Here is a 13,486-nt window from a genome sequence, read left to right as displayed (position 1 = left end):
GACTACCTGTTAGAGCCATGCAAAAGATGCGAAATCATAACAAACCTGCGTGGGATTTGAGCGCTCGCTGATTTACATGAATTTCGCTCATGTTGACGAGTGTGACGTACAGGTAGAATCGCGACATATTTTTGATATCAGGACACTGGCACATGCTTTTTCGCCTCCTCACCAGCGCCGTGACGCTGGTGGTGTGCAGTACCGCGCTGGCACAGGCGCCGTTGGTCAGCCCGGCTATTTCCTACACCAGGGACATTCAGCCGATCCTTACGCAAAAGTGCGTTGCCTGCCATGCCTGCAACGATGCTGCCTGCCAGCTCAACCTGGGGAGCGCGGAGGGCGCCACTCGTGGTGCCAGCAAAGTGCCGGTCTACAAGGGGGATCGTGTCGATGCCGTAGCGCCGACGCGAATTTTCTACGATGCCAGTGGCCAGGATGAGTGGCGACGCAAAGGCTTCTATTCGGTGCTCGATGCCCAGGGCGCGCAGGCGGCCTTGATGGCGCGCATGCTGGAACTGGGCCACAGCACACCGCTGACGCCTAACGCCAAATTACCCGAAGAAATTGTCCTGGGTCTTAACCGCGAGAACGTCTGCCCGGCGCCGGGCGAGTTCAATGCCTACGCCCAGAGCCATCCCAAAGAGGGCATGCCGCTGGCCGTAACCGGGCTGACCGACAAGCAGTACACCACTGTACAAACCTGGCTGGCCCAGGGTGCGCCGGTGGATCAGCACGCGATCAAGCCCAGCGCAATTGAAGCGGCGCAGATTGACGAGTGGGAAGAACTGCTCAACCGTCCGGGCTCAACCGAAGCCCTTGTGGCGCGCTGGTTGTACGAGCACCTGTTCCTCGCGCATACCTATTTTGACAACGGTGTGCCGGGGCATTATTTCCAGTGGGTGCGTTCGCGCACGCCCCGTGGGCAACCGATCGACCTGATCGCCACCCGCCGCCCGAATGACGATCCGGGAACGACTTTTTACTATCGACTGATGCCGGTGCAGGGTGTAATCGTACACAAAACCCACATTACCTATCCAATGGGGGCGCACAAGTTGGCGCGGGTCAAACAGCTGTTCTACAGCGGCGACTGGCATGCCACCCGACTGCCGGGCTACGGGCCTCGCGGGCGGGCCAACCCGTTTGAAACCTTTGAAGCGATCCCGGCGGTGGCGCGTTACCAGTTTATGCTCGACAACGCCGAGTACTTTGTCCGTACCTTTATCCGTGGCCCGGTGTGCCGCGGGCAAATTGCGACTGATGTGATTCGCGACAACTTCTGGACCGTGTTCCAGGAACCGGCCCGCGACCGCTATGTCACCGATGCCGTTTACAGAGGCATCGCTACGCCGTTGTTGGCCATGCCCGGCCAGATCGACAACGTTGGCAGCATTATTTCGCTGTGGCACAACTATCGTGATAAACGCAACGACTATGAAAAGCTGCGTCAGGAAGCCTATGCCGATATGCCGCCGCCAAGCTGGTCGACCCTGTGGGCAGGCAACGACAATGCCTTGCTCACGGTATTCCGCCACTTTGACAGTGCCAGCGTGAGCAAGGGGCTGATCGGTGAAGTCCCGCAGACCCTGTGGCTGTTTGACTACCCGTTGCTGGAGCGCACCTACTATCAATTGGCGGTTAACTTCGATGTGTTCGGCAACGTCTCGCACCAGGCGCAGACCCGTCTGTACTTTGACCTGATCCGCAACGGCGCCGAGGTCAATTTCCTGCGCCTGATGCCCGCCGATTCGCGTGCAGCCATCTTGAGCGACTGGTATCAAAACAGCGGCAAGCTGAAGATGTGGATGGACTATCAAAAAATTGATACCGACACCCCGACCGGCATGAAGCTCGATCCGGCAGACCCCAAGCGTGACTTTGCCCTCAAGCTGATCGAGCGCACGGGTACCCTCAATGCCCGGCCTGATCCGATCAACCGGTGCACGGGTGCCTACTGTTCGCGGCCCAATATCCCTCAGGAGTTCAGGTACGCCGAGCAATCGCTAAGCCGTCTGACCTCGCGACCTGCGGCGGGGCTGGCAGTGATCAATCAGTTGCCGGAAGCAACCATGCTGCGCATCGAGGGTGCTGACGGCAAGCGCGAGATGTACAGCATGCTGCGCAACCGGGCGCACACCAACGTGGCCTTTATGCTGGGCGAGGAATACCGCCTGGAGCCGGGGCTGGATACCCTGACCATTTACCCGGGCGTGCTCAGCAGCTACCCGAACTTTATGTTCAATATCCCGGCAGGCCAGGTCGAAGCCTTTGTCGAAGCGATGGAGCAAAGCAAGGATCAGGCGACCTTCGACAGCATCGTCGAGCGTTGGGGCATCCGCCGCAGCCACCCACAGTTTTGGCAGTACTTCCACGATATTGGCGAGTACATCAATGAAACCGACCCGGTCGAAGCGGGCGTGCTGGACATGAACCGCTACGAAAACCTGTAAAGGGCCGGTTGTATTTGAAGGAATGGGACGCAGCTTTCCTGACAAAAACACTAGGACTTTGTCAGGCGCGCCGATTGGCGTAAACTGCTTCCCATGTCTGCGAGGAGATTCCATGAGCGCCATAACGATTACCGACGCTGCCCACGATTACCTGGCTGATCTGCTGTCCAAGCAGAACACCCCGGGCATCGGCATCCGCGTCTTTATCACCCAGCCCGGTACCCAGTATGCTGAAACCTGCATTGCTTATTGCAAGCCGGCTGAAGTCAAATCTGAAGATACTGCCATCGGCCTTAAAAGCTTCACGGCCTGGATCGATTCGTTCAGCGAACCCTTCCTGGACGATGCCGTGGTGGACTACGCCACCGATCGCATGGGTGGTCAGCTGACCATCAAGGCACCCAACGCCAAAGTGCCGATGGTCAATGCCGACAGCCCGATCAACGAGCGCATCAACTACTACCTGCAAACCGAGATCAACCCCGGTTTGGCCAGCCACGGTGGTCAGGTCAGCCTGATCGAAGTGGTTGAAGACGGTATTGCGGTGCTCAAGTTCGGTGGCGGTTGCCAGGGCTGCGGCCAGGCGGACGTGACCTTGCGTGAAGGCATCGAGCGCACCCTGCTTGAGCGTGTACCGGAGCTCAAGGGCGTACGTGACGTGACCGACCACTCGCAGAAAGAAAACGCCTACTACTAACAGGGCGTTCGCTGCGAAGCTGAAGAAAAAACGGTGCCCCGTGAGCACCGTTTTTTTATGCCTGTGGATTGTGGTGTGAGGCTTGGTAGTCGCTGCCGAAGGCTGCGAAGGGTTGCGGAGCAACCCGTTTTCCTTGAGCCCACCACAACGCCGCTTCGCAGCCTTCGGCAGCGACTACAGATTTCCCGTTGCGCCGCTGAATCAGGGCCGATACAAATGCGCATGCCCCGCCCGGTACAGCGACGACTCGGCAAAACTGTCACTGGCCAGTACCCGGCCCACCAGAATCAGCGCCGTACGCCGAAAACCCTTGGCCTCAACCCTGGCAGCAATATCCGCCAAGGTGCCCTGTACCCAGTCCTGGTCCGGCCAGCTGGCGCGGTGAACCACTGCAATCGGGCAATCACTGCCGTAATGCGGAGTCAGCTCGGCGACAATCTTTTGCAGATTCTTGACCCCAAGGTGAATGGCCATGGTTGCCTTGTGCTGCGCCAGGCTGGCCAGCTCTTCACCGGTGGGCATCACAGTTTTCTCCGCGTAGCGGGTCAGGATTACGGTCTGGGAAATATCCGGCAGGGTCAGTTCGGCACCCAAAATGGCCGCGCAGGCCGCAGTGGCTGTCACCCCCGGAATGATCTCAAAAGCGATGCCCAGCTCACGCAGGCAGCGTATCTGTTCACCAATCGCGCCATACAGGCTCGGGTCACCGGAATGCACACGGGCCACATCCTGGCCTTTGGTGTCGGCAGCCTTGATCAGATCGATAATCTGCTCAAGGTGCAGCTCGGCACTGTTGATCACCTGTTCTGCCTGATGGCCTTGCAAGACCGCTTCAGGTACCAGGGAGCCGGCGTAAATGATCACCGGGCAGCTACGAATCAGGCGCTGGCCCTTGACGGTAATCAGCTCTGGATCGCCGGGCCCGGCGCCGATGAAATAAACGGTCATGGCAGTCTCGTGAAAAGTTCAGGATAGAGCTGTTCTTGAACAACGCTCATAGTGAGGCGGGGGATTATCGCGGGTTTTACCCGATCGAGGCCAACGCAAAGGTCGCCAATGGGGATTTTTGTCGTGTGATCAGCAGCTTGGGAGTCGCACCAGAGAATTGTTCGGCCAGGGCCAGTGCGGCACTTTCGGCAATGCCAAAACACCCGGTTTGTTCGAAGGCAATATCTGAGCGATGACTCAGTTGCTGCACATACGGGGCAAGTTGCTTGGCACTGAACACCTCAAATCCCAGGTTTAATTGCGCTGCCAGTTGCCGCAGTCCGGGTTCATGGCGCTTGTGATCGATGCTGGCCAGGGCGCTGATCGCACTCAATGCGATCCCGGCCTGGCCCAGCGAGTCTTCTATCAACTTCAATAATTGCTCAGCGCTGCAACCCTGGCGACAGCCCAGGCCAATTACCAGGATTGGCGCTGTGCTCATGCCGAGTACTGGCCTTCGGACTTGCGGCGGAACAGCCAGGCGCTGATCACGCCTAAAGCCAGCCAAAAGGCGAAGTTGGTCAGTTGTGAGGCGATCTTGAATTGCGCTTCCAGCGCTTCAGGGGCCAGGCTGGAATGTACCAGTGGCTGCGGTGCGCCAAAAATATGCGGAACCAGCAGAATCGCCACGCCCAGCACTTTCAATGCCCAATGTCTGCCAAATACCAGCAACGCGATGCCCACGGCAGTTGAAGCCGCAGTGCTGACCCACCAGATTTGCCGTTGCAGCAGGTCAGCCGCAGCGGTGCCCGGTAACTCTGGCGGCAGGCCCAGGGTTGGCGCCAGGCAGAACACCGCATAACCGGCCAGACCCCACAGCAGGCCCTGGGAGGTGCGGGTAGGGGCGCGCAAGGTGTACAGGCCCGCCAGCATCAGGGCAAAACCGACAGCCACTACCAGATTACCGCCCGTAGTGGACAGTACGCGCTGCCAGCCATCTTCTGGCTCCCAGGCTTCGGCGTCGTGTTCGTGGGCAGGCATGGCCATATCGGCATGCTCATGGACTTCGCTGGCGGCCGGTTTTTCGTAGGTTTCTGCTTGCAGAATCAGCGGGGCAACCCAGAAACTTTGCAGCAAGGTCAGCAACAGGGCGGCCAGCAAGCCGGTGAAGCCTGCGGTTTGAGCGATACGCTTGATCATGGCAGGCAATCTCAGTGGCACGGGAAGGCGGAGCTATGACGGGTGTCATGGGCCGCGTTATGGACCGCATCGATATGCGAGAAACCGGCGAAATAAACCAGAAATATCCCCAGCACGGCGGCGCCGACAGCGGCCACGATGCGTTGGCTCTGGGTCGCGGTGGTAGCGGCGGAATGGGTGCTGCTGGTGCTGATGGACATGGCGCTTGCCTCTGGGTCAGACGACGGGCAGCAAAGCGCAAGAAAACCCCGCGAACGAAGCTCGCAGGGTTTAACAGCGCCCGCCCACCGCGGGTTTGTTATTCGAAATAACCAGGCCGGTCTCCGGGCTTGCGAGGGGCTCATGGCTTGAGCCTGCAAACATCTCCTTCCCATGCCAGTGGCACAGTGGATTTGATGTTTCTCTCGCTTACCGTTGCGGGGGCAGCGCCGGACTTGTCAGGGCATAAAGCCTGACGCACCGGTTTCCCGTTTCACCCTGTGAAGGGCACCTGATACAAGATGTGTAGGAAACCACAAGCAAGCGGGTCTGCACAACCCCTGTGGGCCTGCCTGTGAGAGCGGGCTTGCTCCCACACTCTCCACTGCAAGGTTTGGATTCTGTGTACGATGCAAAACCTGTGGGAGCCGGGCTTGCCCGCGATGCAGGCGCTGCGGTTAGTCGGGTAAACCGCGCTGATACCATCGCGAGCAAGCCCGCTCCCACAGTGCAGTGCAGTGCAGTGCAGTAGGGTTGAGGTTATGCAGTTGCCAGCATGCTTTTGACCTTGTCGCGCAGTTGGTCAATGGAGAAGGGCTTGCCGATCACCGCCATGCCGTCTGCAATCTCCAGGCTCTCGGCGTAACCGCTGGCAAACAGGATGGGCAATTGTTGGCGCAACAGCCGGGCCTTGCCTGCCAGTTCACGGCCATCCATGCCTGGCAATCCGACATCAGTCATCAGCAGATCAATGTGCTGGCTATGGTCCTCTAGCAGTTCCATGGCGCGCTCGCTGCCGTCGGCCTCAAGCACGCTGAACTGCAGTTCTTGCAGCACGTCTACGATCAGCATCCGAACAATGGCGTCGTCTTCGACCACCAGGATGGTGGAGGGTGTTGCGGACATAATCATGATCTCGATAAAAATTTGAGCGCTGCTCTCACAGCCATCAAGGATAGCCTTCACCCGCAACTGAGTCTGTTTCTTTGTATGAAAATGACCATTTAAAGGCAAGAAAATAGAACTATTACTCGATAATCCGGCAAACTCCTGTTTTTTATGACTGTCCACGGGCCAGAAAAATGAATGCACCTGCATCAATTGATGAGCGCAGCTTTCGCAAGCTGCTGAATCGAAACGTTGGCTTGCCGCTGGCCGTGGGTGTGCTCAGTGCCGTGCTGTTCGTGGTGATGGTCAGCTATTTGCTCTCGGTGATCAGTTGGGTAGAGCACAGTGATCGAGTGATCAGTAACGCCAACGAAGCGGCGAAGCTGACGATCGACCTTGAGACCGGCATGCGCGGTTATCTGATTACCGGGGATGAGCATTTTCTCGACCCCTATATCGTCGCCAAGCCGCAAATCAGCGCGCAGCTGAAGAGCCTGCAGGAGTTGGTCAGCGATAACCCGCAACAGGTCGATCGCCTCAAGCGCCTTGAGGCGATGCAAAGCGAATGGGCCACCTACGCGCAGACAATGATTGATATGCGGCGTGCGAGCGGCGATTACCGTTCTGCGGTACAGGCCGGTCGTGGCAAGCGCCTCACGGATGAAATTCGCAAGGAATACGACGACTTCATTCAGGTGGAGCAGCAGTTGCGGGTAGAACGCAGTCATGAAGTCAGCCAGAAAACGGTTTTCGGCGTCAGTCTTTACCTGTTCTTTATACTGGGTTTCAGCGGTTTTCTGGCCTATGTTGGTCGTCGTGATTTGCTCGCTCTTTCAGAGAATTACAAGAAAAACTTCGAGTCGCAAATTAAGACCGCTGAGCGCCTTGAACGCCAGGCATGGTTGCGCAACGGCCAGACCGAACTGGCCGAACAGGTGCTGGGGCGTCTGACCCTCAATATGCTGGGGCGCAATATCCTGCAATTCTGTGCCCAGTATCTGGGTACCGTTGTCGCGGCGGTTTACGTGCGAGAAGATCACGGCGGCCTCAAGCGTGTGGCCAGTTATGGCTTTTCCCGTGAGCAAGAGGCGCAGGACCAACTGATCCACAATGACGAAGGCATCGTGGGTCAGGCAGCGCAGCAGGATAAGTTGATTCGCCTGGACGAGGTGCCGGCCGATTACTTCTTCAAAGTCAGTTCCGGGTTGGGTGAAGGCAGCCCGCGCAGCGTGCTGGTGGTGCCGACCAGTGATGATGACCGGGTCAACGGCGTTATCGAACTGGGTTTTCTCAGGCCTTTGGAGGAGCGTGATATCGAGCTGTTTGAATTGATCGCCGACAATATCGGCATGTCAATCGAGGCAGCACGCTACCGTCAGCGTTTGCAGGAGGTTTTGGCCGAGACCCAGCAGCTCAATGAGCAGTTGCAAGTGCAGCAGGAAGAACTCAAGACCGCCAACGAAGAGCTCGAAGAGCAGTCGCGCATCCTTAAAGAGTCGCAGACCAGCCTGGAAACCCAGCAGGCGGAGCTGGAGCAGACCAATGAAGAGCTGGCCGGCCAGCGCGATGCCATGGACCGCAAGAATAGCCAGCTCAATCAGGTGCAGGTGCAGCTGGAGGAGCGAGCTGTAGAACTGCAGCGTTCCAGCAAGTACAAATCCGAGTTCCTGGCCAATATGTCCCACGAGCTGCGCACACCGCTGAACAGCTCGCTGATTCTGGCCAAGTTGCTGTCGGAAAACCCGCAGCAGAATCTCAGTGCAGAACAGGTCAAGTTTGCCGAGTCGATTTACTCGGCAGGTAACGACCTGCTTAACCTGATCAACGACATCCTGGATATCTCCAAGGTTGAAGCCGGCAAGCTCGAAGTGCGCCCCGAGAACACCAGTGTTACGCGGGTGGTTGAAGGTTTGCGCGGCATGTTCCAGCCCCTGGCCGGGGACAAGTCCCTGGGCTTCGAGGTGCAGGTGCAGCCTGGCACGCCGCCCATGATGTACACCGACACTCAGCGTCTGGAGCAGATCCTGAAGAACCTGCTGTCCAATGCGGTCAAGTTCACCGAGAAAGGCCAGGTCAGCCTCAGCGTATCCGGTCAGCCGGGCGAAGGGGTCGCGTTCACGGTCAGGGACTCGGGCATAGGTATTTCTGTCGACCAGCAGGACAGCATCTTTGAAGCCTTCCGTCAGGCTGATGGCACCACCAACCGCCGTTATGGCGGCACCGGGCTTGGCCTGTCGATTTCCCGTGACCTGGCAACGCTGCTTGGCGGTTCGATTACGGTCAGCAGCGAACCGGGGCAGGGCAGCACCTTTACTCTGGTCCTGCCGCAGCAGTATGTAGAAGACGCTCAGGAACTGGCGCATATGCCAGCAGCTCCCGCACCACGGCCGGCCGCGCTGGTTCACCAGCCGCTGCCTGCTCTTGTCGCACTGTCCGATATTCCGCGCTTTATGGATGACCGCGAGCAGGCTCCGTTCACCACGCGTTGCATTCTGGTGATCGAAGATGAGCCGAACTTTGCGCATATCCTCTTCGATCTGGCGCATGAGTTGGGTTACCGCTGCCTGGTAGCCCACGGTGCCGACGAAGGCTTCAGCCTGGCCGCACAGTTTATTCCCGATGCCATCCTGCTCGATATGCGCCTGCCGGACCACTCCGGGCTGACGGTATTGCAGCGCCTCAAAGCGCTGGCACCGACCCGACATATCCCGGTGCATGTGATCTCTGTCGAGGATCGGGTCGAGGCGGCCATGCATATGGGCGCGGTGGGTTATGCGGTTAAACCGACCACCCGTGAAGAGCTGAAAAACGTGTTCGCCCGCCTTGAGGCCAAGCTGACGCAGAAGGTCAAACGCGTGCTTCTGGTTGAAGACGATGATCTGCAACGTGACAGTATTGCCCGCCTGATCGGCGACGATGACATTGAAATCACCGCGGTAGGCTACGCCCAGGAGGCCCTTGATCTGCTGCGTCGCAACGTCTACGACTGCATGATCATCGACCTCAAACTGCCGGATATGCTCGGCGGCGATCTGCTCAAGCGCATGTCCACCGAGGACATTTGCTCGTTCCCGCCGGTGATCGTCTACACCGGGCGCAACCTGACCCGGGATGAAGAGGCTGAACTGCGCAAATATTCGCGCTCGATCATCATCAAGGGCGCCCGTTCACCGGAGCGTCTGCTCGATGAAGTCACATTATTTCTGCACAAAGTTGAATCTCAGTTGTCCCATGAACGGCAAACGATGCTCAAGACCGCCCGCAGCCGCGACAAGGTCTTCGAAGGGCGCAAGATTCTGTTGGTGGATGATGATGTACGAAACATCTTTGCCCTCACCAGTGCCCTGGAACAGAAGGGCGCCATTGTGGTGATTGGGCGTAATGGCCGCGAAGCCATCGAGCGCCTGGAAGAGGTGGAAGATATCGATCTGGTGCTAATGGACGTCATGATGCCGGAGATGGACGGCTACGAGGCCACTGTCGAAATCCGCAAGAACCCGCGCTGGCGCAAGCTGCCGATCATTGCGGTGACGGCCAAGGCCATGAAGGACGATCAGGAGCGTTGCCTGCAGGCGGGGTCCAATGATTACCTGGCCAAACCTATTGACCTGGACCGACTGTTTTCGTTGATCCGGGTCTGGCTACCGAAAATGGAACGACTCTAAGTGCAACGAAACACCGATATCGAGTTACGGCTGCTGATTGAAGCGATCTACCTCAAATACAGTTATGACTTTCGCGATTACGCCGGTGCTTCGGTCAAGCGCCGGGTCAATCACGCGCTGCGCCAGTTTGACTGCAAGACCATCTCGGCCCTGCAGGAGCGGATCCTGCACGATCCCACGGCCTTTATGCAGTTGTTGCAGTATCTGACGATCCCGGTCAGCGAAATGTTTCGTGACCCGGAACACTTCCTGGCCATTCGCCAGGAGGTGGTGCCGATCCTCAAGACTTATCCGTCACTGAAGATCTGGATTGCGGGGTGCAGCACCGGCGAGGAGGTGTACTCGATGGCCATCCTGTTGCGCGAGGAAGGCCTGCTGGATCGCACCATCATCTACGCGACTGACATCAACCCGCGCTCACTGGAAAAGGCCAAGCAGGGCATCTTCTCCCTGGAGAATGTCCGTGCCTATACCCACAATTATCAAAAGGCCGGTGGTCAGCGATCCTTTGCCGATTACTACACCGCCGCCTATGACTACGCGATCTTCGACAAGTCCCTGCGCGAGAATGTGACCTTCGCCGATCACAGCCTGGCGACGGATAGCGTGTTTTCAGAAACCAATTTAATTTCATGTCGTAACGTATTGATTTACTTTAATAAAGATCTCCAAAACAGAGCCTTTGGACTGTTTCATGAGTCGCTGTGCCATCGCGGTTTTCTGATGCTGGGCAGCAAGGAAACCCTGGATTTTTCGGACTACAGCAAACAGTTCACGCCTGTGCTCAAGCAAGAACGGATCTATCGCAAGCTATGAGTGTCCAACTGGGTCATAGGGTTCGACGCAACCCGGTGGAGGCGGTGGTAATCGGAGCCTCTGCGGGCGGAGTCGAAGCCTTGCTGACGATTTTTGCCGATCTCAAGCCAGGTTTTCGCTTGCCGATCATTGTGGTTCTGCATTTGCCTGATGAGCGTCGCAGCCAGTTGGCCGAAGTGTTTGCCCGGCGGTTGTCGTTGCCGGTCAGGGAGGCTCAGGACAAGCAGCAGATTGTACCGGGTACCCTGTATTTTGCGGCCCCGGGGTATCACCTGTCGGTCGAGCACGACCGCAGTTTTTCCTTGAGCCAGGAGGAGCGGGTGCATTATTCGCGACCTGCAATTGATTTTCTTTTTGAGTCTGCGGCTGATGTCTATCAACAGCGTCTGGCCGCGATTTTACTGACAGGCGCCAATCGGGATGGTGCGCGGGGGCTGAGTGTGGTCAAACAATTGGGTGGTCTGACCATTGTCCAGGATCCCCATGAGGCCCAGGCATCAACGATGCCGCAAGCTGCGCTGGAACTGTGCCAACCGGATTGCATTCTTCCCTTGCGCGGCATTGGCCGTCTGCTTGTCGAGCTGGAACCTACCGAATGCTACTAAATGATATTCAAGCCAAGCTGTTGATCGTCGACGATCTGCCGGAAAACCTGCTGGCCCTCGAAGCGTTGATCAAGCGCGAGGACCGTATCGTCTACAAGGCCTTGTCTGCGGACGAGGCGTTGTCGCTGCTGCTGCAGCATGAATTCGCCATGGCCATTCTTGATGTACAAATGCCGGGCATGAACGGCTTTGAACTGGCCGAACTGATGCGTGGCACGGCCAAGACCAAGAACATCCCCATCGTGTTTGTCAGCGCCGCCGGGCGCGAAATGAACTATGCCTTCAAGGGCTATGAAAGCGGCGCGGTCGACTTTTTGCACAAGCCGCTGGATATCCACGCGGTGAAAAGCAAGGTCAATGTATTTGTCGAACTCTATCGCCAAAGCAAGGCCATGAAGCAACAGGTCGAAGCTCTGGAACAGAGTCGGCGCGAGCAGGAAACGTTGCTGGCGCAGTTGCAACTGACCCAGGTCGAGCTGGAGCATGCAGTTCGCATGCGCGACGACTTTATGTCGATCGTCTCCCATGAGGTACGAACGCCGCTCAACGGGCTGATTCTGGAAACCCAGTTGCGCAAGATGCACCTGGCCCGGGACAACGCTGCCGCGTTCACCCTGGACAAGATGCACGCGATGGTCGAGCGTGACGAACGCCAGATCCAGAGCCTGATTCGACTGATTGAAGACATGCTCGACGTGTCGCGTATCCGCACCGGCAAGCTATCCATCCGCCCCGGCGAATTTGACCTGGCCCATGCGGTGGGGCAGTTGCTGGAAAATTTTGCGGCGCAGATCAGCGCGGCGCAATCGAGCGTCAACTTCACGGCATCGCAGCCGGTGGTGGGGCAGTGGGATGAGTTCAGGATTGAGCAGGTGATCAGCAACCTACTGACTAACGCCCTAAGATATGGTGCGAAAAAGCCCATTGATGTATCGGTTTATATCGAGGGTGACCAGGCTGTGGTTGATGTGCGCGACCAGGGTATTGGCATCAGCGAAGAAAACCAGCAGCGGGTTTTTCAGCAATTCGAGCGGGTTTCAGCCAGCCATGTAACGGCTGGGCTGGGGTTGGGGCTGTTTATTTCGGAGCAGATTGTGGCCGCCCATAGCGGCACAATCAGTGTGCAGAGCACATTGGGTGAGGGTGCCTTGTTCCGGGTTTGCCTGCCGTTGGCACAAAAGGCTTAAACTCGATGCAACCTGTGACCGTCCCCGGGGTCATACTTGGCAGCGACTGCATGAATTAAGGTTCCCCATGAGTGAAGATGCGCAAGATGTTGTTTTGATTGTCGAAGATGACCCTTCGATCCTGATGGTCCTGAGTGCCTATTTATCGGGTGAGGGCTACAGGGTGTTGCAGGCCGAAAATGGCGAACAGGCGTTCGAGATTCTGGCTAGCAAGCCCCATCTGGATCTTATGGTCACCGACTTTCGTTTGCCGGGGGGAATTTCCGGGGTTCAGATTGCCGAGCCTGCACTGAAGTTGCGGCCTGACCTGAAAGTGATTTTCATCAGTGGTTACCCGGCGGAGATCCGTGACACGGGCAGCCCGATCACCCTGACGGCGCCGATCCTGGCCAAACCGTTCGACCTTGATACCTTGCAGGCCCAGATCCAGAAGCTGTTGGCGTAACCCCATAGCAGTGGCACGGGCGAGGCGGCCGTAAGGGCGGAACCCGTAGAACGCCGTGACACATCGAATGCATATGTACTCGGTGGTTCTAACTGGAATTGCGAGTACATATCCAGCATTCGCGTCTAACTGGAATATAGGTTTCGCCCTTACGGCGAGGCACTTTTGTCAAACCGCCACAAGAGTACCCAAAAAGGCCTTGCCCCATCGTACGGTCTCCCGGAGGGCGGTAGATCAAGAGCCGCCGAGGCGGCCGACCGGCCGGCCTGATTGGAGGCAGTACGTGTATCTGTCCAAGATTTGTTTTGCTTTTGCTTTTGCTTTTGTAATGCGATTGTTCAGACGACGCGAAAGCCCATCACAGAAGGCCGAACGCAGGTGCTGTTATGGGGGTGGCGCGGCAGGACG

Annotated in this window: 12 protein-coding genes and 1 riboswitch; of the genes, 7 read left to right on the top strand and 5 right to left on the bottom strand. The window is 57.5% G+C overall.

Features of this window, described 5'->3' with window-relative positions; genetic code table 11:
• The first annotated feature begins 152 nt into the window (after nucleotides 1–152).
• Nucleotides 153–2,450: a fatty acid cis/trans isomerase gene (locus ACZRMH_RS16870; protein WP_464014385.1), complete on the top strand. Its 2,298-nt coding sequence runs from the start codon at nucleotides 153–155 to the stop codon at nucleotides 2,448–2,450.
• A 112-nt stretch (nucleotides 2,451–2,562) separates the two neighbouring features.
• Nucleotides 2,563–3,147 carry a Fe-S biogenesis protein NfuA gene (nfuA, locus tag ACZRMH_RS16865; protein WP_019827280.1) on the top strand — a complete coding sequence of 195 codons (585 nt, stop codon included), beginning with the start codon at nucleotides 2,563–2,565 and terminating at the stop codon, nucleotides 3,145–3,147.
• Nucleotides 3,148–3,348: 201 nt separating this feature from the next.
• Here the strand turns inward: nfuA and cobM are convergent, their stop codons facing one another.
• The 5 genes from cobM to ACZRMH_RS16840 all read right to left on the bottom strand — a co-directional run bounded on the left by cobM (nucleotide 3,349) and on the right by ACZRMH_RS16840 (nucleotide 6,378).
• Complete coding sequence (gene cobM / locus ACZRMH_RS16860) at nucleotides 3,349–4,095, bottom strand: precorrin-4 C(11)-methyltransferase (protein WP_464014384.1); 747 nt, start codon at nucleotides 4,093–4,095, stop codon at nucleotides 3,349–3,351.
• A gap of 76 nt (nucleotides 4,096–4,171) precedes the next feature.
• On the bottom strand, nucleotides 4,172–4,576 hold the full coding sequence (locus tag ACZRMH_RS16855) for a cobalamin biosynthesis protein (protein ID WP_464014383.1): 405 nt from the start codon (nucleotides 4,574–4,576) through the stop codon (nucleotides 4,172–4,174).
• Complete coding sequence (locus ACZRMH_RS16850; protein WP_464014382.1) at nucleotides 4,573–5,274, bottom strand: CbtA family protein; 702 nt, start codon at nucleotides 5,272–5,274, stop codon at nucleotides 4,573–4,575. The genes ACZRMH_RS16855 and ACZRMH_RS16850 overlap by 4 nt, the downstream gene beginning before the upstream one ends.
• Before the next feature lie 11 nt (nucleotides 5,275–5,285).
• On the bottom strand, nucleotides 5,286–5,474 hold the full coding sequence (locus ACZRMH_RS16845) for a CbtB domain-containing protein (protein ID WP_464014381.1): 189 nt from the start codon (nucleotides 5,472–5,474) through the stop codon (nucleotides 5,286–5,288).
• Between the two features lie 97 nt (nucleotides 5,475–5,571).
• Nucleotides 5,572–5,783, bottom strand: a riboswitch (cobalamin riboswitch).
• A 229-nt stretch (nucleotides 5,784–6,012) separates the two neighbouring features.
• Complete coding sequence (locus tag ACZRMH_RS16840; protein WP_464014380.1) at nucleotides 6,013–6,378, bottom strand: response regulator; 366 nt, start codon at nucleotides 6,376–6,378, stop codon at nucleotides 6,013–6,015.
• 176 nt (nucleotides 6,379–6,554) lie between these two features.
• On the opposite strand from ACZRMH_RS16840, the gene ACZRMH_RS16835 reads away from it, so the two are divergent.
• The 5 genes from ACZRMH_RS16835 to ACZRMH_RS16815 all read left to right on the top strand — a co-directional run bounded on the left by ACZRMH_RS16835 (nucleotide 6,555) and on the right by ACZRMH_RS16815 (nucleotide 13,078).
• Nucleotides 6,555–10,025 (top strand): response regulator, encoded by a 3,471-nt coding sequence (locus tag ACZRMH_RS16835; protein ID WP_464014379.1) that lies wholly within the window; start codon nucleotides 6,555–6,557, stop codon nucleotides 10,023–10,025.
• Nucleotides 10,026–10,841, top strand: coding sequence for a CheR family methyltransferase (locus ACZRMH_RS16830; protein WP_464014378.1), 816 nt, complete (start codon nucleotides 10,026–10,028; stop codon nucleotides 10,839–10,841).
• Nucleotides 10,838–11,446: a chemotaxis protein CheB gene (locus ACZRMH_RS16825; protein WP_464014377.1), complete on the top strand. Its 609-nt coding sequence runs from the start codon at nucleotides 10,838–10,840 to the stop codon at nucleotides 11,444–11,446. Before ACZRMH_RS16830 ends, ACZRMH_RS16825 begins: the two co-directional genes overlap by 4 nt.
• Nucleotides 11,437–12,633: a hybrid sensor histidine kinase/response regulator gene (locus ACZRMH_RS16820; RefSeq protein WP_464014376.1), complete on the top strand. Its 1,197-nt coding sequence runs from the start codon at nucleotides 11,437–11,439 to the stop codon at nucleotides 12,631–12,633. Before ACZRMH_RS16825 ends, ACZRMH_RS16820 begins: the two co-directional genes overlap by 10 nt.
• 67 nt (nucleotides 12,634–12,700) lie before the next feature.
• Nucleotides 12,701–13,078: a response regulator gene (locus ACZRMH_RS16815; RefSeq protein WP_095000393.1), complete on the top strand. Its 378-nt coding sequence runs from the start codon at nucleotides 12,701–12,703 to the stop codon at nucleotides 13,076–13,078.
• Nucleotides 13,079–13,486: the final 408 nt, after the last annotated feature.

Source organism: Pseudomonas sp. B414 (assembly GCF_055408445.1).
This window is presented reverse-complemented; position numbering and strand designations above follow the sequence as displayed.